General features: G+C 64.6%; 23 protein-coding genes, 3 tRNA genes and 1 riboswitch. Of the genes, 8 read left to right on the top strand and 18 right to left on the bottom strand.

Annotated elements, in window-relative coordinates; translation table 11 throughout:
• Nucleotides 1–7: 7 nt before the first annotated feature.
• Entirely contained in the window at nucleotides 8–2,005 is a 1,998-nt protein-coding gene (locus JMJ54_RS12375) for a UvrD-helicase domain-containing protein (RefSeq protein ID WP_203538872.1), read from the bottom strand.
• A gap of 72 nt (nucleotides 2,006–2,077) precedes the next feature.
• Complete coding sequence (locus JMJ54_RS12370) at nucleotides 2,078–3,703, bottom strand: methyl-accepting chemotaxis protein (protein ID WP_203538871.1); 1,626 nt, start codon at nucleotides 3,701–3,703, stop codon at nucleotides 2,078–2,080.
• A 367-nt stretch (nucleotides 3,704–4,070) separates the two neighbouring features.
• Nucleotides 4,071–4,189: riboswitch (glycine riboswitch) on the top strand.
• A gap of 93 nt (nucleotides 4,190–4,282) precedes the next feature.
• On the opposite strand from JMJ54_RS12370, the gene JMJ54_RS12365 reads away from it, so the two are divergent.
• Nucleotides 4,283–5,671 carry an alanine/glycine:cation symporter family protein gene (locus JMJ54_RS12365; RefSeq protein WP_203538870.1) on the top strand — a complete coding sequence of 463 codons (1,389 nt, stop codon included), beginning with the start codon at nucleotides 4,283–4,285 and terminating at the stop codon, nucleotides 5,669–5,671.
• Nucleotides 5,672–5,725: 54 nt separating this feature from the next.
• On the opposite strand, the gene JMJ54_RS12360 is transcribed toward JMJ54_RS12365, so the two are convergent.
• Nucleotides 5,726–7,567, bottom strand: coding sequence for a carbohydrate-binding protein (locus tag JMJ54_RS12360; RefSeq protein ID WP_203538869.1), 1,842 nt, complete (start codon nucleotides 7,565–7,567; stop codon nucleotides 5,726–5,728).
• 283 nt (nucleotides 7,568–7,850) lie between these two features.
• Here JMJ54_RS12360 and JMJ54_RS12355 point away from each other — a divergent pair, with 283 nt between their 5' ends.
• The gene (locus JMJ54_RS12355) at nucleotides 7,851–8,810 is read left to right on the top strand and encodes an AraC family transcriptional regulator (RefSeq protein WP_203538868.1); all 960 of its coding nucleotides are present in this window, start codon (nucleotides 7,851–7,853) and stop codon (nucleotides 8,808–8,810) included.
• Between the two features lie 86 nt (nucleotides 8,811–8,896).
• Here the strand turns inward: JMJ54_RS12355 and JMJ54_RS12350 are convergent, their stop codons facing one another.
• The 12 genes from JMJ54_RS12350 to folD form a co-directional block, all read right to left on the bottom strand.
• The gene (locus JMJ54_RS12350; protein WP_203538867.1) at nucleotides 8,897–9,178 is read right to left on the bottom strand and encodes a hypothetical protein; all 282 of its coding nucleotides are present in this window, start codon (nucleotides 9,176–9,178) and stop codon (nucleotides 8,897–8,899) included.
• Nucleotides 9,179–9,346: 168 nt separating this feature from the next.
• Nucleotides 9,347–9,652, bottom strand: coding sequence for a hypothetical protein (locus JMJ54_RS12345; protein ID WP_203538866.1), 306 nt, complete (start codon nucleotides 9,650–9,652; stop codon nucleotides 9,347–9,349).
• A gap of 232 nt (nucleotides 9,653–9,884) precedes the next feature.
• A complete protein-coding gene (nth, locus tag JMJ54_RS12340; protein WP_203538865.1) occupies nucleotides 9,885–10,535 on the bottom strand; it encodes an endonuclease III in 651 nt (216 codons plus the stop codon).
• A gap of 75 nt (nucleotides 10,536–10,610) precedes the next feature.
• Nucleotides 10,611–11,321, bottom strand: coding sequence for an electron transport complex subunit E (locus tag JMJ54_RS12335; protein ID WP_203538864.1), 711 nt, complete (start codon nucleotides 11,319–11,321; stop codon nucleotides 10,611–10,613).
• Complete coding sequence (gene rsxG, locus JMJ54_RS12330) at nucleotides 11,321–11,947, bottom strand: electron transport complex subunit RsxG (protein WP_203538863.1); 627 nt, start codon at nucleotides 11,945–11,947, stop codon at nucleotides 11,321–11,323. Before rsxG ends, JMJ54_RS12335 begins: the two co-directional genes overlap by 1 nt.
• On the bottom strand, nucleotides 11,944–12,972 hold the full coding sequence (locus JMJ54_RS12325) for an RnfABCDGE type electron transport complex subunit D (RefSeq protein ID WP_203538862.1): 1,029 nt from the start codon (nucleotides 12,970–12,972) through the stop codon (nucleotides 11,944–11,946). Before JMJ54_RS12325 ends, rsxG begins: the two co-directional genes overlap by 4 nt.
• Entirely contained in the window at nucleotides 12,969–14,051 is a 1,083-nt protein-coding gene (locus JMJ54_RS12320; protein WP_203538861.1) for a DinB family protein, read from the bottom strand. Before JMJ54_RS12320 ends, JMJ54_RS12325 begins: the two co-directional genes overlap by 4 nt.
• Entirely contained in the window at nucleotides 14,048–16,156 is a 2,109-nt protein-coding gene (rsxC, locus tag JMJ54_RS12315) for an electron transport complex subunit RsxC (protein ID WP_308438001.1), read from the bottom strand. The genes JMJ54_RS12320 and rsxC overlap by 4 nt, the downstream gene beginning before the upstream one ends.
• On the bottom strand, nucleotides 16,153–16,713 hold the full coding sequence (rsxB, locus tag JMJ54_RS12310; protein WP_203538860.1) for an electron transport complex subunit RsxB: 561 nt from the start codon (nucleotides 16,711–16,713) through the stop codon (nucleotides 16,153–16,155). The genes rsxC and rsxB overlap by 4 nt, the downstream gene beginning before the upstream one ends.
• 10 nt (nucleotides 16,714–16,723) lie before the next feature.
• Complete coding sequence (rsxA, locus tag JMJ54_RS12305; protein WP_203538859.1) at nucleotides 16,724–17,305, bottom strand: electron transport complex subunit RsxA; 582 nt, start codon at nucleotides 17,303–17,305, stop codon at nucleotides 16,724–16,726.
• Between the two features lie 235 nt (nucleotides 17,306–17,540).
• Entirely contained in the window at nucleotides 17,541–18,566 is a 1,026-nt protein-coding gene (locus tag JMJ54_RS12300) for a quinone-dependent dihydroorotate dehydrogenase (protein WP_203538858.1), read from the bottom strand.
• A gap of 1 nt (nucleotide 18,567) precedes the next feature.
• Nucleotides 18,568–19,422: a bifunctional methylenetetrahydrofolate dehydrogenase/methenyltetrahydrofolate cyclohydrolase FolD gene (gene folD, locus JMJ54_RS12295; protein ID WP_203538857.1), complete on the bottom strand. Its 855-nt coding sequence runs from the start codon at nucleotides 19,420–19,422 to the stop codon at nucleotides 18,568–18,570.
• A gap of 128 nt (nucleotides 19,423–19,550) precedes the next feature.
• On the opposite strand from folD, the gene JMJ54_RS12290 reads away from it, so the two are divergent.
• The 3 genes from JMJ54_RS12290 (at nucleotide 19,551) to JMJ54_RS12280 (ending at nucleotide 19,853) form a co-directional block, all read left to right on the top strand.
• Nucleotides 19,551–19,627, top strand: a tRNA-Pro gene (locus JMJ54_RS12290).
• A gap of 29 nt (nucleotides 19,628–19,656) precedes the next feature.
• Nucleotides 19,657–19,733 (top strand) — tRNA-Arg (locus JMJ54_RS12285).
• A 44-nt stretch (nucleotides 19,734–19,777) separates the two neighbouring features.
• Nucleotides 19,778–19,853: transfer RNA gene (locus JMJ54_RS12280), tRNA-His, on the top strand.
• A gap of 156 nt (nucleotides 19,854–20,009) precedes the next feature.
• Here JMJ54_RS12280 and JMJ54_RS12275 read toward each other — a convergent pair.
• The 3 genes from JMJ54_RS12275 to JMJ54_RS12265 all read right to left on the bottom strand — a co-directional run bounded on the left by JMJ54_RS12275 (nucleotide 20,010) and on the right by JMJ54_RS12265 (nucleotide 22,890).
• Nucleotides 20,010–20,483 (bottom strand): hypothetical protein, encoded by a 474-nt coding sequence (locus JMJ54_RS12275; RefSeq protein WP_203538856.1) that lies wholly within the window; start codon nucleotides 20,481–20,483, stop codon nucleotides 20,010–20,012.
• A 16-nt stretch (nucleotides 20,484–20,499) separates the two neighbouring features.
• Nucleotides 20,500–21,294 (bottom strand): DUF2092 domain-containing protein, encoded by a 795-nt coding sequence (locus JMJ54_RS12270; protein WP_203538855.1) that lies wholly within the window; start codon nucleotides 21,292–21,294, stop codon nucleotides 20,500–20,502.
• A gap of 402 nt (nucleotides 21,295–21,696) precedes the next feature.
• On the bottom strand, nucleotides 21,697–22,890 hold the full coding sequence (locus JMJ54_RS12265; protein WP_203538854.1) for an amino acid aminotransferase: 1,194 nt from the start codon (nucleotides 22,888–22,890) through the stop codon (nucleotides 21,697–21,699).
• A 220-nt stretch (nucleotides 22,891–23,110) separates the two neighbouring features.
• On the opposite strand from JMJ54_RS12265, the gene JMJ54_RS12260 reads away from it, so the two are divergent.
• From JMJ54_RS12260 to JMJ54_RS12250, 3 genes are all read left to right on the top strand, one after another.
• Entirely contained in the window at nucleotides 23,111–23,389 is a 279-nt protein-coding gene (locus JMJ54_RS12260; protein WP_203538853.1) for a DUF5710 domain-containing protein, read from the top strand.
• A gap of 127 nt (nucleotides 23,390–23,516) precedes the next feature.
• Nucleotides 23,517–24,941: an exodeoxyribonuclease I gene (gene sbcB / locus JMJ54_RS12255; protein WP_203538852.1), complete on the top strand. Its 1,425-nt coding sequence runs from the start codon at nucleotides 23,517–23,519 to the stop codon at nucleotides 24,939–24,941.
• Nucleotides 24,938–25,885, top strand: a complete 948-nt coding sequence (locus JMJ54_RS12250) for a LysR family transcriptional regulator (RefSeq protein ID WP_203538851.1) — start codon at nucleotides 24,938–24,940, stop codon at nucleotides 25,883–25,885. Before sbcB ends, JMJ54_RS12250 begins: the two co-directional genes overlap by 4 nt.
• The last annotated feature ends 1 nt before the right edge of the window (nucleotide 25,886 follow it).

Below are 25,886 nucleotides of genomic sequence, written 5' to 3'. Positions count from 1 at the left end.
TTCTTGCTCAGCCGCCGAGCTTGGCCAGCATGCCGGCCAGCATCGCCCGGCCTTCCTGCTTGCTGATCGCACCCTCGACCTTGTCGCCGGCCAGCCTGCCGGAGAAACGCACGTCGTCACCGGGCAACTCGCGCAGAAAACGGCTCGGCTGGGTGATCTGCCATTCGCCGCCACGGCGGCGCTTGCCGCAGTAGCTGATCGTCAGGCTGCGCTGCGCGCGCGTGATGCCGACATACATCAGCCGCCGTTCTTCCTCGACCATGTTCGACTCGATCGAGTTCTGGTGCGGCAGGATGTCCTCCTCGCAGCCGACGAGGAAGACGTGCGGGTACTCGAGGCCCTTGCTCGCGTGCAGTGTCGACATCTTCACCGCATCGACCTCGTCCTCGTCACGGCCCTGCAGCATCGTGATCAGCGCGATCGTCTGGCTGATCTCGATCAGGTTCTTGCCGTTGTTCTCGCCCTGCTTGGCGACCCAGTCGACCAGTTCGAGCACCGTTTTCCACTTGGTCTCGGCCGGCTTCGGCTCGTCGCTGTCGTACAGCCAGGTCTCGAAATCGATCGCGTCGAGCAACTGCTTCAGCAATTCGCCAGCCGGCGCGCGCGGCGCCTCGAACTGCATCCGGCCGATGAAGTCGCAGAACTGCTTCAGCGGCTCGTACTGCGTCGCCTGCACCTGCCAGACGAAGCCCTCCTCGTAGACGGCGGCGAACAGCGAGATCTGCCGCTCTGCCGCGTAGGCGCCGAGTTTTTCCAGCGTGACATTGCCGACGCCACGCTTCGGTGTCGTCACCGCACGGATGAAGGCCGGATCGTCATCCTCGTTGGCGATCAGCCGCAGATAGGACAGCACGTCCTTGATCTCGGCCTTGTCGAAGAACGACTGGCCGCCCGAGATCGTGTACGGAATCTTGTGCATGCGCAGCTGGGTTTCGACGATGCGCGCCTGATGGTTGCCGCGGTACAGGATGGCGTAGTCCTTGAAGTCGGTGCCGTGCTCGAACTTGTGCGCCAGCAGCTTCATCGCGACGAGTTCGGCCTCGTGCTCGTCGTTCCTGGCTTCGATCACCTGCACCGGATCGCCGATGCCGAGGTCCGACCACAGCGTTTTCTCGAACAGCTTCGGGTTGTTGGCGATCACGGCGTTGGCGCAGCGCAGGATGCGCGCGACCGAGCGGTAGTTCTGCTCGAGCTTGATCACCTTGATCTTCGGGAAGTCGGTCGACAGCTGCCGCAGGTTTTCCATATTCGCGCCGCGCCAGGCGTAGATCGACTGGTCGTCATCGCCCACGGCGGTGAACAGCCCGGTGATGCCGGTCAGCTGTTTCACCATGTCGTACTGCGTGGTGTTGGTGTCCTGGCACTCGTCGATCAGCAGGTAACGCAGCCGGTGCTGCCACTTGGTCAGCACTTCCTCGTTGCCTTCGAACAGGTCGACCGGCAGCCGGATCAGGTCGTCGAAGTCGACCGCCTGATACGCCTGCAGCGTGTCCTGATAGGCGCGGTAGAGCTTGGCCAGATGCATTTCACCGTCCGAGCTTGCGCGTACCAAGGCGGTGTCGGGCGAAATCCGGTCGTTCTTCAGCAGCGAAATCTGGCTGACCGTCGAGCGGATCAGCTGCTTGTCGGTCGTCGTCAGCAGGTCGGAGATGATCTTGCTGGCATCGGCCGAGTCCAGAATCGAGAACTGCGGCTTGTAGCCGAGGTGGCGCGCTTCCTCACGCAGGATGCGCATGCCGAGGCTGTGGAAGGTCGAGACCGTCAGGCCCTTGAGGCGGTTCGCATCCATCAGCGCGCCGACGCGTTCCTGCATTTCGCGCGCAGCCTTGTTGGTGAAGGTGATCGCCGCGATATTGCGCGCATCCATGCCGGCCTGACCGATCATGTAGGCGATCTTCTGCGTGATCACCCGCGTCTTGCCCGATCCGGCGCCCGCGAGCACGAGGCAGGGGCCGCCCAGATATTTGACGGCTTCGCGTTGCGGTTCGTTGAGCTTGTCGAGCATAAAGCGGTTTTCCTTCAAGGGTTTGCGATTCTATCACGCCCCCTGCCCCGCTCCGCGCCGGCCGACCGCCGCTTACACCCTGAACTGGCCGACCACCCCGTCGAGCCGGTTGGCCATGGCCGCCAGATGCGCCGATGCGGTGGCGATTTCGCCGATCGCCTGCACGTTCTGCTGGCCGGTGGCCGAAATCGCTTCGACATTGCGCGCGATCTCGCGGCTGGCCTGCGATTGCTCGCTGGCCGTCTGCGCGATCTCGCCCAGAATCCCCGAGACTTCGCAGGTCCGCTCGTCGATCTGCGAGACCGTCGTCCCCGCCTCGCCGACCAGTGTCACCCCGCTCAGTGCCAGATCGCTGACACTGCGGATGCCTTCCACCGCTGCACCGGTGTCGTGCTGGATGGCATCGGTCATCGTCGTGATCTGCCGCGTCGCATCGCTGGTCCGCTCGGCCAGCTTGCGCACCTCGTCGGCGACCACGGCAAAGCCGCGGCCGAACTCGCCTGCGCGCGCCGCCTCGATCGCGGCGTTCAGCGCCAGCAGGTTGGTCTGGTCGGCAATGTCGCGAATCGTCGAGACGATGGTCGAAATCTGCCCTGAACGCTCGCCCAGTGTTTGCACCACCTGCGCCGACTCGCCGACCGATGCGGCGATGCGCTGCATTTCGCCGGTCGCGCGCCCGACCGCCGATCGCCCCTGCTGCGACAGGTTATGCGCCTGCTCGGACAAACCGGCAACTTCACCGATGTGCGCGGTGATCTGGGTAATGCTGCTGCTGATCTGCTCGACCGTCGCCGCCGTCGCCATCGCAGAGCGGTTCTGCGTGTGCGAACTTTCCTCGATCACCTTCATGTTGCGCGCCAGCTCGCCGATCTCGCCCGAGACCTCGCGGGAACCCTGAGCAACGTCACGCAAAATGCCGCGAAAGCGGTCGATCAGCGAAAAAAACGCGTCGCCGATCTGCCCGGCCTCGCCGCCGGCAGCCGGCCGGTTGCCGAGCGTGAGGTCACCCGAGCGGGCAATGGCGCCCATATGGTCGCGCAAGCGTTCAAGCGGTGCGCTGATGCTGTGCGCGATGAACCACGACGCCAGCACCAGCAGCACCAGCCCGATACCGATCGCGCCGCCCCAGACCCACGCCTTGTGGCGGAACTCGGCCTCGACATCGTCGACATAGATGCCGGTGGCCACCACCCAGCCCCAGGGCGCATACAGCCGGCTGGTGCTGATTTTGTCGACCGGCGCCTTGCTGCCCGGCTTGGCCCACTGGTAATCGACGAACTCGTCCTTGCCGCGCTTGGCCGCGTCGACCAGCTCGACCACCATGTGGATGCCCTTCGGGTCCTTGAGGCCGCTTTGGTCCTTGCCGTTCAGCTCGGGTTTGATCGGGTGGCGCAGTATCGTGTAGCGCGTGTCGTACAAGGCAAAGTAGTTGCCGCCTTCGTAGCGCATGCCGGCAACCGCATCGGCCGCCGCCCGCTGCGCCGCGTCCAGCGACATTGTCCCAGACTGGGCGAGCTGACCGTAGTGCGCCAGCGTCGTGTAGGCCACATCGACCAAATGTCGCGTGGTCGCGCGGCGGGCATCGAGCATTTCGCGCCGCTCGTTCAGCAGCGCCGTCGTGGTGCCGGCGGAAATCACCACGAAAACCAGCAGCATCAGCAGCCAGAGCTTGTGACGGATCGTTGCGTTCGAAAACATGTCCGGCCTCCGATATGCGATCGCAGCATCGCATTGATTTACAACAATCATTGTCAGACACAATTCAGCAAACTCCAGAAAAAGTCTTTCCGCTGCGATGACCGGCTGGTCGCGCCTGCCCGGCCGGTGCAAGGCGCTTGTCGGCTGCGCACCACGCGGCGCCCTGCGGCATTTGTGGCAGGTCAACATTGGGACAAATCTCAATGCCAATGACTACGTCGTTTTGCTACATTCGATCGGGCAAGCTTCCCCCGTGTTCGGATGAAGGTCGCAGGAGAGTGCCCACCACAACACGCCGCAAGGCGTGTCGGGCCGCCGAAGAAGTGAATCTTTCAGGCGCCGGGAAAACCCGGCAGGGACTGCGACTGGACGAGCCTCTGGAGAGCCCCGGCGTGCGTTGACCAAATGCACCGGCCGGGCACCGAAGGCGAAAGGCGCTCCATCAGGAACGCTGAAACGCTCAGGTAAAAGGACAGAGGAAGGACGGCCGCTCGCCGTGCCTGCCCGCGTCCCGGGCCGGCGCGGCTGGCCGTCCCCTCTGTCAGATCGATGTTTGATACTGACGGAGACCCATAAACCATGCCCCCGCTCCAAGACCTGCTGCAGACGATCGACAACCTCGTCTGGGGCCCGCCTTTGCTGATCCTGCTGGTCGGCACCGGCATCTACCTGACCGCCAGCCTCGGCCTCTTGCAGGTCTTCAGGCTGCCGCTGGCGCTCAAGCTCGTGTTCCGCGCCGACAAGAACCCGCACCTGCCCGGCGACGTATCGAGCTTTGCCGCGCTGTGTACCGCGCTGTCGGCCACCGTCGGCACCGGCAACATCGTCGGCGTCGCCACGGCCATCAAGCTCGGCGGCCCCGGTGCGCTGTTCTGGATGTGGATGGCGGCGTTCTTCGGCATGGCGACCAAGTACGCCGAATGCCTGCTGGCGGTGAAGTACCGCCAGGTCGACGACAGGGGCCAGATGGCCGGCGGGCCGATGTACTACCTGACACACGGCCTCGGCCTGCCGTGGCTGGGCAAACTGTTCGCGCTGTTCGGCGTCGGCGTGGCGCTGTTCGGCATCGGCACCTTCGCGCAGGTCAACGCGATTTCCGAAGCCGTGCATTCGACCTTCGACGTCCCGGTACTGTGGACCTGCCTGACGCTGGCGGTGCTGGTGGCGATGATCACGCTCGGCGGCATCAAGTCGATCTCGCGCGTCGCCGAGGCCATCGTGCCGTTCATGATGGTGTTCTATGTCACCGCGTCGGTGGCACTGCTGGCGATGAATGCCAGCGCGCTGCCGCAGGCAATCGTGCTGGTGATCCAGTCGGCGCTCACCGGCCACGCCGCCGTCGGCGGCTTTTTCGGCGCGACGATGATGCTGGCAATCCAGAGCGGCGTTGCCCGCGGCGTGTTCTCGAACGAATCGGGTCTGGGCAGCGCGCCGATCGCCGCCGCCGCCGCACGCAGCAACTCCTGCGTCGAGCAGGGGCTGATCTCGATGACCGGCACCTTCTTCGACACCATCATCATCTGCACCATGACCGGACTGGTGCTGATCGTCACCGGCGTCTGGTCCGGCGATGCCAGCGGCGCGCGGATGACCAACCTCGCCTTCCAGCAGGGGCTGTCGCAGGACTGGGGCAACCTGATCGTCACCATCGGCCTGCTGTTCTTCGCCTTCACCACCATCATCGGCTGGAACTACTACGGCGAGCGCTGCATGCAGTACCTCGCCGGCCGGCGCGGCATCATCCCGTTCAAGCTGGTGTTCATCGCCTGCATCGTCGGCAGCGCCTTCCTGCATCTGGACCTGATCTGGGTACTGGCCGACATCGTCAACGGCCTGATGGCGATTCCGAACCTGATCGGCCTGATCGGCCTGCGCCATGTGATCGCTTCGGAAACCCGGCGCTACTTCGCCGGCCAGTTGGATGGCGACGACAACGGCGTGTTGCAGCCGGTGCTGGCGCAGCGCTGATCGCTCAGCACGCAGCAAAAAGCCCCGGTATTCACCGGGGCTTTTTGCTGCGCCTTACTGGTCGAACACCGACAGCGGCCCCGCCAGCGGATCGGCGTCGACGCGGAACTTGCCGCCACCGAGTGCCTTGACCGCCAGCGCAGTCGCCCCTTGCTTGACGTTGATCGCCGACACACTGGCACTCAACTCCAGCGTCAGCGGCGTCGCGTACTTCACGCAATCGGCGTTTCCGGCGTTGAACACAACCTGACTGCCGTTCAGTGTCGGCGCGCACGCTTCACGGGCATAACGGTAGCGGATCACGTTCGACGGCGTCGCCACCCACAACAGCCCGGCGTCGACCTTGGCCTTCACGTAGTCCAGATGACCAAGGTAGCGTGCCACCGGCACCGGCTCGTAGCCATCGTAGGCATTGTCGCTGACACCATGCATCGTCCGCGTCGCCCAGCCGCCCTGATCGATCGCCGCATCGACGTGCAGGTTGAGGATTTCGCTGCCCATCGGATACAGCGACCATTGGCCGGACGCAGTGAACACATCCCACTTCACCATGTACGGATCGCTGAAGTTGGCCGCATTCACCCCCGCCGGACGGCCGACATACTCGATGTTGCCACCGCCCAGATCGCGATTGCTGCCCCGTCCGCCCAGATAGTCCGGTTGCGTGCGCAAGTAGGCGAGCGCCGCATCGGTCGCGGTGTCGTACGGCCAGATGAAGTAAGTCATCTGATAGCCATTCAGATTCGTTTTCACGTCCTGAACCGAGTCGCCGATTTCGACGCTGTTGACCCAGTTGGCATCACTGCTGCCGGCGGGCAGATGGTTGCGCGAGTGGTTGGCGATTTCATGACCGTGCGTCACGAAGGTCTGTGCCGCAGTCCAGTGAGCGGGTTGGCATTCGGCCGTGATGGCGCCAAACGCGGCGACCAGACCGCGCTTGGTCAGCTCCGGCTCGGCAATCGTCGTATGGCTCTGGCTGACGCTGCTGTTGCAGAAATCGTCGTGCACCATCGAATACGCGCCCTTGGCCGCACCGCGCCAGGTTTTGACCTCGACCCCGGACAGCTGTACCGGTGGCGCAACCGTGACGGAAAACGGCTCGGTCGTGTAAATCGGTCTGTCTTGGTCGCCGCTGAAGTACACGTTCACGATGTACGTATGCGCTCCGGCTGCGACGTTCTGAAGCGTCGTGCCACCGGAGCAGATGTGACCATCGAAATGGAGCTGGCCGCTGGTGTACCAGTAATCCCGGCAGCTGGGCGAACTCTTGTTGTCGTAAGTGCCGGAAAACACAACCGTGCCGTTCTCGACCAGATCCCAGCGATTGACGCTGGGCATCGTTCTCGGTGCCGTTGTCCACGAAATGGCCACGCTGTTACCGGTAGCGATAGCCGAGACCTTCTCGGGTGGGATCTGGACCGGCGTTGGCCCGACTGGCGTCGGGACAGGAGTCGGAGTCGGGGTCGGCGGTACCGAGACGTCGCCGATGTATTCCCAGGGGCCCCACGGGTCGATGCCCGGCTCTGCGTTCTGCGCCCACCATTTGGCGCGATACATTTTGCCCTTGTAGATGATGCACTGACCGGCGGTATAGACCGTGGTCGAGCCCCACGGCGTACATCCGCCCGGCGTGGGTACTGGGGTCGGGGTCGGCGTCGGCGTCCCGTTGGACTGGGTACCCAGGTCTTGCCACAAGGTCGGCGTAGTCGAGGGCGTCCAGCCCGTGCCAACGTAGGCGGTATGCGTCGTCAGCGCTTTGTAGTCATGCCCCTGGTACGCCACGATCGTACCGGCGGCATACGTGCCGCCCTCGACCCAGGTCGGATAAGCATAAGCCTGCAACGCCACGCAGAGCGCTGGCACCGCAGTCATTGCAAAGCGGTTGAAGTGGTTCATCGGTTGTCTTCTCCTTCGAGTCTTGTCGGTCCTGCACGGTCGTCATGCCGCGCCGGGCAATGTGTCAGGTACACGCAAGTAAAACCAGTCGCACCGGCAGCCTGATTCATGAACGGCAAGGTGGAATTGAAAAACATCATTTGAATCAATGAACTGCATCAATCATCTGGAAATCCGCCTTCACGAATGACGTTGCAAACGCGTATCTCTCCGTCATTCCGGCACGCTGGCCTGCGCCGGAACGCCGTACGATGCGGGATCCATTTCCACTTGGCACCGTGCCATGGCCAATGCCCACCTTGTCGAATACAGCTGCCGGATGAACCGGGTGCTCGACCATATCGATCGCCACCTCGATGCCCCGCTCGACCTGGCCACGCTGGCGGACGTGGCGCACTTCTCGCCGTTTCATTTCCACCGGATCTTCCAGGCCTGGCTCGGCGAGACGCTGGGCGACTATCTGCGGCGACGGCGGCTCGAGGTCGCCGCCGCCACGCTGGCCATCCATCCGGACGAACCGGTGCTGAACATCGCGCTGGCGGTCGGTTTCGGTTCGGGCGAAGCGTTCGCGCGCGCGTTCAAGACCCGCTTCGGCGTCACGCCGAGCGAGTGGCGGCGGCAGACACCGGCGCGCTGGCAGTCGCAGCTCGACGCCATCCGCGAGCGGCAGGCACAGAACCGCAATCCGGATCAGGCCCAACGCAACGTCGATCAGGCCGGTGCCGGCATGGCCGGGCACGATGAAGGCTCGTTACCCGACACGGAGATCACCATGAACGTCACCATCCAGACGCTGCCGCCGGCACGCATCGCCTACCTGCGCCATATCGGCCCCTACGGCCCGGCGCTCGGCCAGTTCTGGCGCGGCCACTTTGCGCCGTGGGCACGCACTCACGGCCTGTCCGGCCAAACCAGTTATGGCATCGCCTACGACGACCCGAGCGTCACCCCGGCCGACAAATGCCGCTACGATGCGGCGGTCGAAGTGCCGGCCGACTTCGTGGCCACCGGCGAGGCCGGCATCGCCGAACTGCCGGGCGGCCGCTATGCCGTGGCCCGGTTCAAGGGCGATGTACGCACCATCGGCGATGCGTGGATGACACTGACCCGCGACTGGCTGCCTTCGAGCGGCTACCAGTTCGACAACAAGCCGTGCTTCGAGCGCTATGACAGCGCGCCGGACGAGGACACAAGCCGGGAGGATTTCAGCTGCGATCGGTGCATTCCGGTCAGGCCGCTTTGAGCCGTACGACGTTTGCACCGGCGGTATGAACCGATCCGAAACCGGACACGGGGCGAGCGCGCGCAACCCGGGCTTTCCAGCCGCACTCAGGGGTGGTGGTGCGCATCATGGCCGTCATCCACACCGCAACCCAGTGGCGGAATGTCGTCATTGGCCTCAACGGCAGCATGATCGAACGGGGCAGTGCTGCTTTGCGAAACCAGAAATGCACCAACCAGCACCGCCCCGATGACAGGCAGCAGCCAGATCAACAAGACCTGAAGCGCTTTCTGCATCCGGTCAAACAGCACGCTGCGGCACACGGCAACGGAGACCAGCGCATTCAGGCTGGCAAACAGCAGCAGTATGGCAACAGCGAACCCGCTCATGCGCGCTCCGGATGGACGACCTGATATTCACCGCACAGCGTGTCGGGATCGTAAAAGGCGGCCAAGCCTCTTGGGGTGCGCCCGCCGGGCTGCCGTTTCGTTGTACATCACACTCAAGCGCTTCGACACAAACAGCCTGGCATCCAGGCTGTTTGCTTGCCGTCGTGATCAGGACTGGTAACCCTTGTCCTGCCACTCGCCCGAAACCGGGTTGTAGATCTTGTCCGGCTTCTGCACCGGGCCGGAAGCACCGGAGCCCGTATGCCAGTCTTCGATGCGCTCAACCTTCCCGATCGGCACTTTGTCCGTCCTGCCCGAATACACTGTGCTTTCCAGATGGACGAGGCCGGCCTCTTCGTCGAGTTTCACGAATGTCCCTTGCAGGCACTCCTGATTGATCGACGAGCCGTAGTGGCCCCAAAGCCGCAGATAGGTTTTCAGGGGAATGCTCTTGAAGTCATCAACTGTTGCCATGGCTGAATCCTCATTCCGGATCGTGAACGCCCCGATGCAGCGCATCAGGCTCGTGGCCTTGCAAGTGCGCAAAGCTGCTTCCAAGGCTAGTCGCCGGAATTGCCCTCGACCGTCCCCGCTGGTCGTCACAACGTTGAGACAGTCAGGGCATCGCTCGCATTGCTGAGACACCGCCGAACCGCTCGTACGGAAATAACGCGTCCGATGCCGCGGCAAGCCGCCGGATACAGGACTAGCGCCCCTTCGGCGGCACCATTTCCTTGTCCTTGTAATCGCACAGGTCGGCCACGACACAGCGCCAGCATTCGGGCCGACGCGCCTTGCAGATGTAGCGGCCGTGCAGGATCAGCCAGTGGTGGGCGTGCAGCATGTATTCCTTCGGCACGACTTTCAGCAGCTTGAGCTCGACCGCGAGCACGTCCTTGCCCGGCGCCATGCCGGTGCGATTGCCGAGGCGGAAGATGTGGGTGTCCACCGCCATCGTCGGCTCGTTGAACGCGACGTTGCGCACGACGTTGGCGGTCTTGCGGCCGACGCCGGGCAACGATTCGAGCGCAGCCTGATCGTTCGGCACTTCACCGCCGTAGCGCTCAAGCAAGATCGCACAGGTCTGCAGCAGGTGCTTGGCCTTGCTGCGATACAGGCCGATCGTCGCGATGTAGGACTCGAGCCCTTCCTGCCCCAGCGCCAGAATGGCCGCCGGCGTGTTCGCCACCGGGAACAGCCGGCGTGTCGCCTTGTTGACGCCGATATCGGTCGCCTGCGCCGACAGCAGCACCGCGGCGAGCAGCTCGAACGGCGTGCTGTATTCGAGCTCGCTTTTCGGTTCCGGGTCGAGTTCGGCGAGGCGGCGGAAGAATTCGCGGCGGGTATCCTTGTTCATCACGGCTCCAAACGAAAAAACGCCCCGCATCGCGGGGCGTTCATTCTAACCGGTGATGCGGGCAAGCCGGCGGCCTCAGACCGTGGCCGTCTCGCTTGCAGGCTGCGGTGGTGCCGCCTTGGCGCGCGCCTCGGCACGCCGGTCGAGCGCCAGCTTGCCGGCAACGAGAAAACCAAGGCCGATGAAGGCGCCCGGCGGCAGCATCGCCAGCAGAAACTGGTAATGGGCGTCCGCCGGGATCACGTGGATCACCCAGTCCTTGGCCTGCGGGCCGAACAGCAGGTCGATGCTCGACAGCAGCGTGCCCTGCCCGACCAGTTCGCGCATCGCACCGAGCACCGCCAGCACGCCGGTCAGCCCCAGCCCCATGAACAGGCCGTCGAGCCCCGACTGCAGCACGCCGTTCTTGCTGGCGAACGCCTCGGCCCGCGCCAGCACGATGCAGTTGGTGGTGATCAGCGGGATGAAGATGCCGAGCACCACGTACAGGCCGTGCACGTAGGCGTTCATCGCCAGATCGACCATGGTCACCAGCGCGGCGATGATCAGGATGAAGATCGGCGTGCGCAGCTCGTTCGGCACGAAGCGGCGGATCGCTGCAACGGCCATGCCCGAGATCAGCATCACCAGACTCGTCGCCAGCCCGAGGCTGACGCCGTTGATGATGTTGTTCGACATCACCAGCACCGGGCACATGCCCAGAATCTGCACGATGCCGGCGTTCTGCTTCCACAGGCCGTTGTGGACGATGGCCTTCGCTTCGCCCCTGTCGATCAGCTTGTCCATCAGTTCCGGACTCCAAACAGTTGCAGACGGTGGGCGTCGACATAAACCAGCGTTGCGTGGATCGCCTTGACCACGGCACGCGGGCTGATCGTCGCGCCGGCGCGACTGTCGAATTCGCCGCCGTCCTTCCTGACCTTCCACTGCGCGTCGCTGCCGATGCGCTTGCCCCGGAACTGGTCGATCCAGTCGGATTTGGAAATGTCGATATAGTCGCCCAGCCCCGGTGTTTCCTTGTGGCTGACCACGCGCACACCGAGCACGGTACCGGCAGTATCGACGCCGATCAGCAGGCGGATCTTGCCGGCGTAGCCGTCCGGCGCGGTGGCCTCGACGACGGCGCCGACGGTCCTGCCGGCCTTCCTGGCCAGATAGATGCGGCTCTCGGCCTCGTTGCCGAGCTGCGTCGCCTCGGCCTTCGGCACCACAACGGCATCATCAAGCAAGGCATTATCGTAGCTGCCGGCCGGCAGCACCTGCGCCAGCAGCGCGACCTTGGCGTCGAGCTCGTTCTTTTTCACCGTGTCGCGGGTCAGCGCATAGGTGCCGGCCATCAGCGCGGTGAACACCAGCGCAAACACCGCCAAGGTTGCCGCGCCGCGCACGCCGGATTTGACCATCCGCTTCATGCCGCCTTCCCCTTGCGGCCGAACACCTTCGGCTGGGTGTACTGGTCGATGAACGGTGCGGCCAGGTTCATGATCAGCACCGCGAATGCCACGCCGTCCGGATAGCCGCCGAATACACGGATCACGTACACCAGCACACCGATCAGCGCGCCGTAGATCAGCCGTCCGCGCGGCGTGGTCGGACCCGAGACCGGGTCGGTGATGATGAAGAAGGCGCCGAGCATCGCCGCGCCCGAGAACAGGTGGAACAGCGGCGATGTGAACCGCGCCGGATCGACCAGGTGCAGCGCGCCAGCCAATGCCGCCAGCGACACCAGAAACGATAGCGGCGTCTGCCACGGGATGATTTTCGAGGCAAAGAGATAGACGCCACCGGCGAGGTAGGCCAGCGCAATCCAGCCCATCATGCCCGGCAGCCACCCTGCCCCGAATTGCCCCGCCTGGAACAGCGGCGCGGCAAACAGCTCGCCGATGCCGCCATGCTGCAGGATCGTCGTCTTGACGGTGTCGAGTGGCGTCGCCGATGCGATCGCGTCGAACGGCACCGCCAGATGGCCGGTGAAAATGTAGGTCAGCTGCGCCAGTGCATCCAGCTCCGCCTGCGGCGCCGCCCAGCGCGACATCTGCGCCGGGAACGACACCATCAGCACCGCAAAGCCGACCATCGCCGGGTTGAAGGTGTTCTGCCCCAGCCCGCCGTACAGATGCTTGGCCAGACCGATCGCGATCGCCGTCGCCAGCACGATCATCCACCACGGCGCCAGCGGCGGCAGCGACAGCGCCAGCAGCCACGCGGTGACGATGGCCGAGCCGTCGGTGATGAAGGGCTTGATCGGGAAATTGCGCAGCTTCAGGCACGCAGCCTCGACGCCGAGCGCGGTCAGCGTCGCCAGCAGCAGCTGGATCAGGATGCCGGCACCGAACACGTACACGTAGACGGCAATGCCCGGCAGCAGCGCCAGCAACACCTTGGTCATGACGACCTGAAGAGGGGTCGGTTTGGTGAGGAACGGGGAAGTGATCATTCGACGTCCGCAATCAGGGGGGCGAGATCGGTCACGCCGAGATCGACGCCGGCCTGACTCAGCAGAGTGCTCGCCTGGCCGCGATGGTGGGTCTGGTGGTTGAAGAAGTGCAGCAGCAGGTCGCCCAGCCGCTTCTGGTAGGCCACGCCGTTGGCGCGGGTGTAGTGCAGCGTTTCGGTCAGCAGATCCGAACTGACACCGCCAATCCAGCCGCCGATCGCGTGATCGAGCAGCGCGCGCCGTTCGGAAAGCGACGCGAGATCGGGGCAAACGATGGCATCGAGCCCGGCCGGCATCGGCAGTGCCACCACCGGCGCCAGTGCCGCGGCATGGTTGCTCGAACCGGAAGCCGGATGTGCGGCAAAACGCTTGAGCCACATCGTGTCGCCGACGACGAGGTGGTTCAGCGTCGCGAACAGCGAACCGAAAAAGGCGCCGCGATCGCGCATCAGCTCGGCCTCGGACAGGCTCGCCGCCGCTGCGTACAGCTTGGCGTTCATGTGCGCGTTGTAGCGCGCCATCAAAGCCAGTTGCGCGGGACCGATCACCGCATCGGCGAGACCCAACCCCTGCAGCAGGCACCAGCCCTCGGCCCAGTCGTCAAGGCCGGACTCGGCGTTCAGGTGACCGCGCTCGCCGGCATCGACCAGCTGCACGTCCCAGTCCGTCGCCACCTGCTGGCTGAAAGCCCAGCCCGCGTACGGATCATTACGGCTGGCGACCATCGTCGCCAAAAACGGCAAGCGCGCCATCGGCACCGGGCCGAAGCCGGCGGCGGCCGGCGGAAACGCCACGCCTTGCGGATCGGGCACCGCCACCAGCAAGGCCCCGGCGATCGGCCGCAGCGAACGCGCAGCCCAGTGTGCGACAAGCAGGCAGCCGAGGCTGTGCGCGGCGATTTTGACATCAGGGCCGGCGGCGAGTACCGCTGCGTCGAGTTGCGCGATCCACGCATCGATATCGGGCGCCTCCCAGTCGGCCTGTTCGACGCGAATGCACTCGGGATGCAGCGCCTGCCAGCGGCTCTGCCAGTGCGCGGGGCCGGAGCCGCCGTAGCCGGGGACGATCAGGATGCTCACTGTTCACTCTCCTTCTTCGCTGCGGCGCGCACCCTGGCAGCGTCGATCCGGGCCTGACGTTCGGCATCGAGCGCGGCGCGCTCCTCGGAGCTCATCGCCGCCAGCCGGGCTTTTTCTTCGTCGCGTTTCTGCATCGCCGCGCGAATGCGCTCGGCCTTTTCCGGGTCGAGTGCGGATGCGGCCGGCGCGGCTTCGGCAACCGGAGCTGCGGCCTGCAGCGATTCGCGATGTGCCTTGCGTTGTGCGGCCGCTTCCATCGCGGCGCGGATCTTCGCCGCCTTGGCATCGTCCATTGCAGCTGGCGCTACGTCGGTCTCGCCGGCCTGTGCCGGCGTGTCGGCCTTGGCCGCATCGCGCGCCGCCTTGCGCTGCGCCGCCGCTTCCATCGCGGCGCGGATCTTCTCGGCCTTGGCTTCGTCCACTGCTTCCGCCACGGGCGCTTCGCCGCCCTGCAGCGATTCGAGATGCGCCTTGCGTGCCGCTGCCTTTTCCATCGCAGCGGCGATTTTTGCGCGCTTCTCGGCGTCCATCGCATCGGTGGCCTGCGTATCGCCGGTCTCGCCTGCCGCCTTGCGTTCGGCCGCACGCGCCATCGCCGCCTTGATCTTGGCGGCCTTGGTTTCGGCATCGTCGGCCGCAGCCGCGGCATCGGCTGTCGTAGCCGGCTTGGCCGCCGCAGCCTGTCGCGCGGCGAGCCGTTCGGCCTTCTCGCGCTTTTCCCGTTCCTCGCGGAACTGCTTGAATTCGTGACGTTCGCGCGCCTTGTCGGCGGCCTTCTTGCTCGCTTCGGCCGCCCAGATCTCGGACTTGGCAAAGCGGTAGTAATCGACCAGCTGGATGCTCGACGGGCAGACGTAGGCACAGGCGCCGCATTCGATGCAGTCGAACAGGTTGCGCTCCTGCGCGCGGCCGAATTCGCGGCTGCGCGAGAACCAGTACAGGTCCATCGGCTGCAGCTCGGCCGGGCAGGCGCTGGCGCACTCGCCGCAGCGGATGCACGGCATCTCGCGGCCCTTGTCGGGGAAGTCGGCAGGTGCCGTTGCAATGACGCAGTTGCCGGCCTTGGAGAGCCCGGCATTCAAACCCGGCAGCGCGAAACCCATCATCGGTCCGCCGTAGATGTGCTCGCGCGTGCCGGTCTGCTCGCCGGCGAATGCCATCAGGTCGGAGAGCGGCGTGCCGATCAGCGCTTCGACATTGCCGGGCCGCGCGACATTGCCGGTCAGCGTGACGATGCGGCTGATCACCGGCTCGGCGTGTTCGAGCGCGCGGTAGATCGTGTAGACCGTCGCGACGTTGAAACACTGCACGCCCAGATCGGTCGAACGCACGCCGCTCGGCACCTCGATATTGGTCAGCAGTTTGATCAGCTGCTTGGCCCCGCCGGACGGATACAGGGTCGGCACGACGACGACCTCGATGTCGGCGCCGTCGATCGCGGCGTGCAAGGCCGCCACCGCCTCGGGCTTGTTGTCCTCGATGCCGATGAGCACCTCGCGTGCGTTCAGCAGTTGCCGGACGATCCGGATGCCGGCAACGAGATCGGCGGCGCGTTCGCGCATCAGCCGGTCGTCGCAGGTGATGTAGGGTTCGCACTCGGCGCCGTTGATGATCAGCGTGTCGAGCGCGTCGCGGCCGGCCAGTTTCAGGTGCGACGGGAACACCGCCCCACCCAAACCGACGACACCCATGTCGCGCAGGTAGTCGCGGATCGCCCTGCCATTGCCTGCGTCGTACGCGGCACGCCAGTCGAAACGTGTTCGCGCTTCCCACTCGTCCCGACCGTCGCTGGCGATGACGATGCAGGCCTCGGCAAGCCCCGACGGATGCGCGACCAGCCGCCCCTCGATCGCGGTCACGGTGCCCGAGGTCGGCGCGTGCAGCGCCGCCGACACGCTGCCATCGGCAGCAGCGATCAACTGGCCTTTGAGCACCCGCTCGCCGACCGCGACCAGCGGCTTGGCGGCGTTGCCGATGCTCTGCCGCAAAGGCAGCACCAGTTGCGCCGGCAGTGGCCCGGCGACGATGGGCGTGCCGGACGATTCGCGCTTGTGCTCCGGCGGGTGCACGCCGCCGTTGAACTTGTAAATCGGCCGCGCGCTCACGCCGCCACCTTTCTGAGCTGGATCACCGGGTAGCGCCATTTCCACGTCGCCGCCTCTTCACCGACGTCGCGCATCTCGATGCAGTCGACCGGACAGGGGGCGATGCACAGCTCGCAACCGGTGCATTCGGACGCGATCACCGTATGCAGCTGCTTGGCCGCGCCAACGATCGCGTCGACCGGACAGGCCTGGATGCACAAGGTACAGCCGATGCAGATGTTCTCGTCGATCACCGCCAGTGCCCGCGGCTTTTCGGCCCCGTTCTCGGCATTCAGCGGCTTGTATTCCTTGCCGAGCAGCTCGGCCAGCTTGCGCACGCCGTCGTCGCCACCCGGTGGGCACTGGTTGATCTCGGCCTCCTCGTTGGCGATCGCCGTCGCGTACGGCTTGCAGCCGGGGAAACCGCACTGGCCACACTGCGTCTGCGGCAGGATGGCATCGATCTTGTCGACCAGCGGGTCTTCGTCGACCTTGAAGCGGATTGCCGCAACACCCAGAATCGCGCCGAGCAGCAGCGCCAGCGCGATCATCAGCCCGAGGGCCAGCCAGAAACTCATCGCGCCCTCCTCACTTGACCAGACCGGAGAAGCCCATGAACGCAAGGCTCATGAGTCCGGCGGTGATGAAGGCGATCGGCGTGCCCTTGAACGGTGCCGGAATGTCGGCGCCTTCGAGCCTCTCGCGGATCGCCGCGAACAGGATCAGGATCAGCGAGAAGCCAACCGCGCTGCCGAAACCGAACACCAGCGATTCGACAAAGCCGTTCTTCGCCTGCGAGTTGATCAGCGGCACGCCGAGCACCGCGCAGTTGGTGGTGATCAGCGGCAGGTAGATGCCCAGCGTCTGGTACAGCGCCGGGCTGGTCTTGTGGATGAACATCTCGGTGAACTGGACGATCGCCGCGATGATGACGATGAAGGCCAGCGTGCGCAGATATTCGAGCTGCCACGCGATCAGCAACTGATCGGTCAGCCATGAGGTACCGCAGGCCAGGGTCAGCACGAAGGCCGTCGCCAGCCCCATGCCGATCGACGCCTCGAGCTTTTTCGAGACGCCCATGAACGGGCACAGGCCGAGGATGCGCACCAGCACCACATTGTTGACGAGCACCGCGCCAACCAGCACCAGCAGGTAATGGTTCAGTTCCATCCGATCACACCGTCATCCATCCATCCCGTTTACGACCGGGCAATTATCCGGTCAAACCGTGTTGCGACACGCCGTGTTTGATCAACAACCGTCGTCATGCAGGTCCGGAAATCGACGGGCCTGCAGCCGGGGCCACGGGCTACCGCCAGGACCATTTCCTTCCGCGGCCATGCACGCAACACGCCAACTAAAAGGGGCGGCCCATGCCGCCCCGTACACCGGCTTCAGCCCAGTTTCAGTCGCGCAGCGCGGCGATCGCCTCGACGCAATCGGCAACCAGATGCGGCCCGCGATAGATCAAGCCACTGTAGACCTGCACCAGGCTGGCGCCCGCACGCATTTTCTCGACCGCATGCTCGCCGGCGAGAATGCCGCCGGCACCGATGATCGGCACCTTGCCGTGCAGGGCTTCGGTCAGGTCGCGGATCACGTGCGTCGACTTCGACCGTACCGGTGCGCCGGACAGGCCACCGGTTTCCTTGCCGTGCTTCAGATGCTCGACGCCGGTGCGTGCCAGCGTGGTATTGGTCGCGATCACCGCGTCGATGCCGCTGTTGATCAGCCGCTCGGCAATGTCCTCGACCTGATGGGCATCCAGATCCGGCGCGATTTTCAGTGCCAGCGGCACGTAGCGCCCGTCCCGGTTCGCCAGTGCCAGCTGCTTGGCCTTGAGCGCGTCGAGCAGGTGCGCCAGCTCGTCGGCCTGCTGCAGCTGCCTCAGATTCTTGGTGTTCGGCGAGCTGATGTTCACCGTCACGTAGCTGGCGTATTCGTAGACTTTTTCGAGCCCGATCAGGTAATCGTTGGTCGCCTTCTCGATCGGCGTATCGGCGTTCTTGCCGATGTTGATGCCGAGCACGCCCTTGTACTGCGCGCGCTGGACATTCTCGATCAGCGCATCGACACCGGCGTTGTTGAAGCCCATGCGGTTGATGATGCCTTCGGCCTCGGGCAGCCGGAACAGGCGCGGCTTCGGGTTGCCCGGCTGCGGTCGTGGCGTCACCGTGCCGATTTCGAGGAAACCGAAACCCAGCTCGGCCAGTGCGTCGATGTGCTCGCCGTTCTTGTCGAGCCCGGCAGCCAGACCGACCGGATTCGGAAATTCGATCCCCATCACCGTCACCGGCGACGGCTCGGGCTGATGGGTAAAGGCGCGCAGGAAACCGAAACTGTGCAACGTTTCGAGCACGCCGAAGGTCAGCCCGTGGGCGCGCTCGGCATCAAGCGCGAACAGCAGCGGGCGAATCAGTGAATAACTCAACTCAGGCGCCCCGCTTCTCGCACGCGTCGAGCGTGTTCTGCATCAGCGTCGCGACGGTCATCAGGCCGACACCGCCCGGCACCGGTGTGATCCAGCTGGCTTTTTCCTTCGCCACGTCGAACTCGACGTCGCCGCAAAGCTTGCCGCTTTCGAGCCGGTTGATGCCGACGTCGATGACGATCGCGCCGTCCTTGATCCACTCGCCCTTGACGAAATTTGGGATGCCAACGCCGGCGACGACGATGTCGGCACCGCGCACCTTGGCCGCCAGATCCGTCGTCTTGCTGTGGCAGACGGTCACCGTCGTGCGCGCCAGCAGCAGCTCAAGCGCCTGCGGACGGCCGACGATGTTCGACGCACCGACGATGACCGCATCCTTGCCGACGATGTCGATGCCGGTTTTTTCCAGCAAGGTCATCACGCCACGCGGCGTGCACGGGCGCAGCAGCGGCATCTTCAGCGCCAGCCGGCCGATGTTGTACGGATGGAAGCCGTCGACGTCCTTGGCCGGGTCGATCAGCTCGATGATTTTTTCGGCGTTCAGGTGTTTGGGCAGCGGCAGCTGGACCAGGATGCCGTCGATGGCGTCATCGTTGTTCAGCTTTTCGACCAGCGCCAGCAGTTCGGCTTCGCCGGTGTCGGCCGGCAGGTCGTAGGCCAGCGAGGTGATGCCGGCATTTTCACACTGGCGTTTCTTGTTGCCGACATAGACCTGGCTCGCCGGATCGCTGCCCACCAGCACCACCGCCAGCGCCGGTGCCCGCTTGCCTGCGGCAACGCGCGCATCGACACGCGCACGCACGTCGCGGATGAGTTCTTGAGAAATGGCTTTCCCGTCAAGGATCTGGGCGGACATCGGGCAACTCCGGAAGCAACTGTCTGAATAATTGGCGCATTCTCTCATTGTTGCGCGATTGCACTCAATCACCGGGTATCAGGGGGTTGACGACCTTGGGTTGGCCGGGCTATATTCCGCCCTCTGTTCGGGGCGTAGCGCAGTCTGGTAGCGCACCTGGTTTGGGACCAGGGGGTCGTGAGTTCGAATCCCACCGCCCCGACCAGAATTTGCAATTGAAACGCTGGAAACACGGCGCCCGTAGCTCAACCGGATAGAGCAACGGCCTTCTAAGCCGTAGGTTACAGGTTCGATTCCTGTCGGGTGCGCCAAGTTTTCCCGGCAGTTGGCAGTGGTAGTAACACCGGTTTCAGTGGTGGCTGTAGCTCAGTTGGTAGAGTCCAGGATTGTGATTCCTGTTGTCGTGGGTTCGAGCCCCATCAGCCACCCCAAGTTAAAAAGCCCTTGAGCGATCAAGGGCTTTTTGCTTTTCTGCCCTCGCCCGGCAGTCCCCGCGCACGCAAGCACCGTTCAGCCCCAGCTCAACCGCCATGCCGGCGAGCACAAAAAAAGGAGGCCGAAGCCTCCTTTTTTTGTGCTCGCGCGCCTTAGCGCGGCGGGTTCACCACCACATACTGCACCGTCGTACCCGAGTACTGCGGCTGATACCAGGTGTTGCCGCACTGCTGGTAAGTGACGCCTGCGTACGCATACGGCGCGCAGCTCGGCGGCAGCGTACGCGTGATCGAGCCGATCACTGCCGAGGTCACTGCCACGGTCGCGGTCACGGCAGCCGCGGTTGCGATCGGGTGGTAGTCGTCATCGTCGTACCAGCCACCGCCATGGTGGTCGACATCCACATGCACATCACGGTTGACGTTGACGTTGCGGTTCGAATTGACGTTGACGTTACGGTTGTTATTGACGTTGACGTTGCGATTGTTATTGAGGTTGCGGTTGCCGCCGCGGTCAACGTTGTTGACGTTGGTACGGGCCCGGCCGTCACGCGCTTCTGCGAGCTGCGGCACGATCACCGACACGGCGCACAGTGCGAGCACCATCGAGGAAAGCTGTCGTTTCATAATGAGTCTCCTGTGCCTATTGCTTGTCGGCGGCACTCGCCGCGTTCAGCACAATGGGATGCGCATTCTTGGGCGCGGTGAACTTGAAGGTGGACGCCGCGATGCGTGCATCCGCGCGCCACTCGTAGCTCATCACCGCCTGCGGACGGGCCGCATCGCTGCTGTCGACGATGGCCAGCTTGCACGGCAGCGGCTTGTCGCCACGCGAAATCCACAGCTGCCAGTCCACCTCGCCCTGACGGTAGGCGTACTGGTCGCAGACCTGCTTGCCGAGCACCGACGCACCGACATAACGGGCTGCCTGGATGTCGTTGACCGGCGCGTGGTCTGTCCCCCACAGGAACAGGTCGGTCAGCGGCAGCTGGATGCCGTACTTTTCATCGAGCGTCGCAACCAGCTCGCCCACGGTTGCCGGCGCCTTGACGGTGGCGTAGTAGTTCAGCTTCTTGCCGTACAGCGTGAACTGCTGGCCGTCGTAATACATTTCCCGATTGGCGCGGCCGTTGACGATGCTGGCGTACAGCCGGTTCGGCAGCGCAACCTTGTAGGTGACGTCGTTGCTGAACTTGATCAGCTGGCCGGCGTCATCGAGCCGGTCGATATCGCTGTGCGACGTGACTTCAAAGCTTTTCAGCGAACGCAGGTTCCTGGACATGCGCTGCAGTGCCTCGATGGCGCGCGTTTCGCGCACCGGTGCCGTTGCCTCCGCCGGCTTGCTGTCGCCCGCCGCCTTGACTTCTTCCGCGCCGGCAGTGCCAGCACCGAGCAGCGCAATCACGCTCAGGCTGCCCAACATAGTCCGCACAAGCATGCTTCGTCCTCCGTTTCGATTCGCGTTATCCATGGTGTTACCCAATAGACCAGAAAATTGCTTAAGACAACAAGTCGTACAAATTCCTTTACAGATTCGGCCGATCCGCACGGCATGCCACCAACGGCCGTGAATGCACCGCAGAAAATACCCTTGAAGGCCTCGCTCGAACCGAGCCATACGGCGCGATTGCATCCGGCAGCACGCAGGATGCGCCTTACATGTGAATACTGTGTTGAATGAAACCAATCTGGACAATACGACAAAGCCCGGACAGGCATTCATTTAATTTGCATAAAACCCAAACAGGCAAGGCATTGCAGCACGGTCTTTGCGGCCGTCGCCGGTCGAAAAAAAGCCCCTGGATTGCCAGGGGCTTTTTCGGTTCTGCCACCGGCGGCGTCAATCCGCCAGCACGGCCGCGATCGATCTGGCGACGTAATCGATATTGCCCGGGTTGAGCCCGGCGACGCACATCCGTCCGGTCTGGATCAGGTAGATCGCGAATTCCTCACGCAACCGGTCGACCTGCGCCGGCGTCAGCCCGGTATAGCTGAACATGCCGCGCTGGGTGAGCAGGTAGCCGAAGTCGCGCGCCGGGAACGCCGCCGACAGGCAGTCGAACAGCGCCTTGCGCATCGCCTTGATCCGTTCGCGCATCTGCGCGACTTCGCCGGTCCACAGGTCGAGCAGCGCCGCGTCGTCGAGCACTCGCGCGGCGATGCGCGCGCCGCTGGTCGGCGGACTCGAGTAGTTGCGGCGTACGGTCAGCTTCAACTGGCTCAGCACCCGCGCCGCATCGTCGGCGGTCTGGCAGACGACCGACAGGCCGCCGACGCGCTCGCCGTACAGCGCGAGGTTCTTGGAAAACGAATTGCTGACGAAGAATTCGAGCCCGGCCTCGGCCATCGCGCGGATCGCGTACGCGTCGTCGGCGAGGTTGTCGCCGAAGCCCTGATAGGCGATGTCGAGGAAGCCAATCAACCCGCGCTCGGCAACAATGCCGATCACACGCTGCCATTGCGCGCGGTCGAGGTCGACGCCGGTCGGGTTGTGGCAGCACGGGTGCAGGATGACGATGCTTTGCGGCGGCAGCGTGTTCAGCGTCGCGCACATCGCGTCGAAGGCCACGCCACCGGTCGCCGCGTCGAAATACGGGTAGTCGTGCACCTTGATGCCGGCGCCTTCGAAGATCGCCCGGTGGTTGTCCCACGTCGGATTGCTGACCCAGGCCTCGCTGTTCGGGAAGTAGCGCTTGAGCAGGTCGGCACCGACCTTGAGCGCGCCCGAGCCGCCCAGCGTCTGGATCGTCGCGATCCGGCCCGCCGCCAGCACGGTGCTGTCGGCGCCGAACAGCAGCTTCTGTACCTGCGCGCGGTAGCGGGCATCGCCTTCCATCGGCAGGTAGGGCAGCCGCGTCGGGCCGGCCAGTGCGGCCTGCGCCTGCGTCACCGACGGCAGCAGCGGGATGACGCCGGTTTCGTCGTAATAGATGCCGATCCCCAGATTGACCTTTTCCGGCCGGACATCGCGCTGGAAGGCTTCGACCAGCGACAGGATCGGATCGCCGGGATAGGTATCGACATGGGCAAACATGGGCGCACTCGCTTCAATCGGGTTTGGGCGGGCCGGCGTCACCATGACGCAGCCCGATGGTTTGAGGGCCGTACCGCAGCACGGCCCGAAGCGCCGATTGTGCGCGATCCGGGCCGGCTTCGTCACCTGCGGCAGCAATGAGGCCCGCGCGGACGCCTCCGCACGGGCCGGCAACCCCGGACGGCGTCCGCGGTATCATGGCCGGCCTTCAGGAGTACATATGAGCAATCCACCCAAGCGCCCCGGCGGCGCCCCACGTGTCCAGCGTTACCTGGCCGTCCCCTTTGCCGAAAAGGATGCCGCCAAGGAGCTCGGCGCGCGCTGGGATCCGGCAAAGAAGAAATGGTATGCGCCGCAAGGTGTCGATCTGGCGCCCTTCGCCCAATGGCTGCCGCCTGACGACAGCCCTGCCGATGCAGTGCGTGGCGATACGCAGCGCGAACCGGTGCTGCCGCCGGGCTTTGTCGCCTATGACGGCGAAACCCCGCCCTGGGAATGACCGCTTCACGTACCGCAGCACCTTTCCGGCAGCCTGATCCGTCGGCGCACAAAGGCAGTATGCAACTTGTCGCCGCTTGCCCGGATCGACCATCATGTCGGCAATCCCCCTACCCGGCCTTCCGCCCATGAGCACCAGTTTTTTCTGGCACGACTACGAAACCTTCGGCATCGTCCCGCGTCGCGACCGGCCCGCGCAGTTCGCCGGTATCCGCACCGATCTGGAACTGAACGAGATCGCCGCGCCGGTCGAGCTCTTCTGCCAGCCGACGCCGGACTTCCTGCCCGATCCCGAATCCTGTCTGCTGACCGGCATCACCCCGCAGCAGTGTCTCGAACGCGGCGTGGCCGAGCGTGATTTCGCCGCCGGCATCGAGGCCGAGCTGGCACAACCGGGCACGATCGGCGTCGGCTACAACACCATCCGTTTCGACGACGAAGTCACCCGCTTCCTGTTCTGGCGCAATCTGTACGACCCGTACGCGCGCGAATGGCAGAACGACTGCGGCCGCTGGGACCTGCTCGACACGGTCCGCACCACCTGGGCGCTGCGCCCGGACGGCATCAACTGGCCGAACCACGACGACGGCCGGCCGAACTTCAAGCTCGAACACCTGTCCGCAGCCAATGGTCTTGCGCACGAAGCGGCACACGATGCGGTGTCGGACGTGCGCGCGACGATCGCGCTGGCACGGCTGATCCGCGACCGCCAGCCCAAGCTGTTCGACTTCTGCCTGAGCCTGCGCAAAAAGGATGCCGTGCTGGCGCAGATCGGCGCCGAACCCAAGCCCTTCCTGCACGTTTCCGGCATGTTCGGCACCGAACGCGGCTGCATGGCCGTAGTCTGGCCGCTGGCGACGCACCCGACCAACAAGAACGAACTGATCGTCTGGGATCTGGCGTTCGATCCGCGCGAGCTGTTCTCGCTCGACGCCGACACGATCCGCACCCGGATGTTCAGCCGTGCCGACGCCTTGCCCGAAGGCGTCACGCGCCTGCCGATCAAGACCATCCACATCAACAAGTCGCCGATCGTCATCGGCAACCTGAAGACGCTACAGCCGGCGCAAGCCGAACGCTGGGGCGTCGATTTCGACGCGATCGAGCGCCATGCCGCGCTGCTGCGCGGTGCGCCGGCGCTGCCGTGGGCGCAGGTGTTCAAGCGCGATCTGGCACCGGTCACCGATGTCGATCAGGACCTGTACGGCGGCTTCCTGTCGAACAACGACCGGCGCACGCTGGAAAAGCTGCGCGGCCTCGATGGCGACGCGCTCGCCGCCAGCCGCGTCAGCTTCGACGACCGCCGGCTCGACGAGCTGCTGTTCCGCTACCGCGCGCGCAACTTCCCCGCCAGCCTGACCGAGGTCGAGAGCGAGCGCTGGCAGCAGCTGCGCGGCGAGCGCCTGTTCGAAGGCCGCGACGGCTACCGGACGCTCGAGGACTATTGCGCCCGCATCGACGAGCTGGCCGAAACCGCCGACGAACGCGGCGAGCAGATTCTGGCGGCGCTGTACGACTACGCCGAAACCATCGTGCCCGAGTTCGGCGGATGAGGTATACGCTCCGGCAACTGGAAGTCTTTGTCGCGGTCGGCCGCTTCGAAAGCGTCTCGCGCGCGACCGAAGCACTGAACCTGTCGCAGTCGGCAACGAGCACGGCGCTGGCCGAACTGGAGAAGCAGTTCGACGTGCGGCTGTTCGACCGGCACGGCAAGCGTCTGCAGCTGAACGAATCGGGCCGGGCACTGTTGCCGCGCGCGATCGAACTGCTCGACCGCGCCGGTGAAATCGAAAGCCTGCTGGCCGGCAACGCCGGTCTCAACGGTTTCCGATTCGGCGCGACGCTGACGATCGGCAATTATCTGGCAACGCTGCTGGTCGGCGAATTCATGCGCCGTTATCCGGGTTGCCGGGTCCAGCTCGACGTCCACAACACCGAACAGGTGCTGCGGAAGGTCGCCCACTTCGAGCTCGATTTCGGCCTGATCGAGGGCGACAACCCGAATCCGGACCTCAGTGCCGAACCCTGGGTATCGGACGAGCTGGTCGTATTTGCCGCGCCCGATCACCCGCTGATGCGGGAAAAGCACGTCACGCTCGAGATGCTGGCGCGCCAGCCGTGGATCGTCCGCGAACCCGGCTCGGGCACGCGACAGGCGTTCGAAAACGCCTTCCATTCGGTGCGATCGCAGATGGACGTGCGGCTAGAACTCGAACACACCGAGGCGATCAAGCGTGCTGTCGAGGCCGGCATGGGTGTATCGTGCATTTCGCGGCTGGCGCTGAAGGAAGCCTTCCGCCGTGGCAGCCTCGTGCCGATCGAGGTTGCCGAACTGAATCTGCAGCGCCAGTTCCACATCGTCTGGCACAAGCAGAAATTCCATACCCCGGGCATGCAGGCCTTCATCGCGCTGTGCCGGGAAGTGACCGCCGGCGCGGCACGCAGCGACGAAATCGTCATGCGCGACGCCAGCGGTCGGGCGATCGAGTACCGCTGAG

This window comes from Jeongeupia naejangsanensis (genome assembly GCF_016865585.1).
In the GTDB taxonomy this organism is placed as follows: domain Bacteria; phylum Pseudomonadota; class Gammaproteobacteria; order Burkholderiales; family Chitinibacteraceae; genus Jeongeupia; species Jeongeupia naejangsanensis.
Note: the sequence above shows the minus strand (reverse complement) of the source record. Positions and strands in the feature narration are given on the sequence as shown.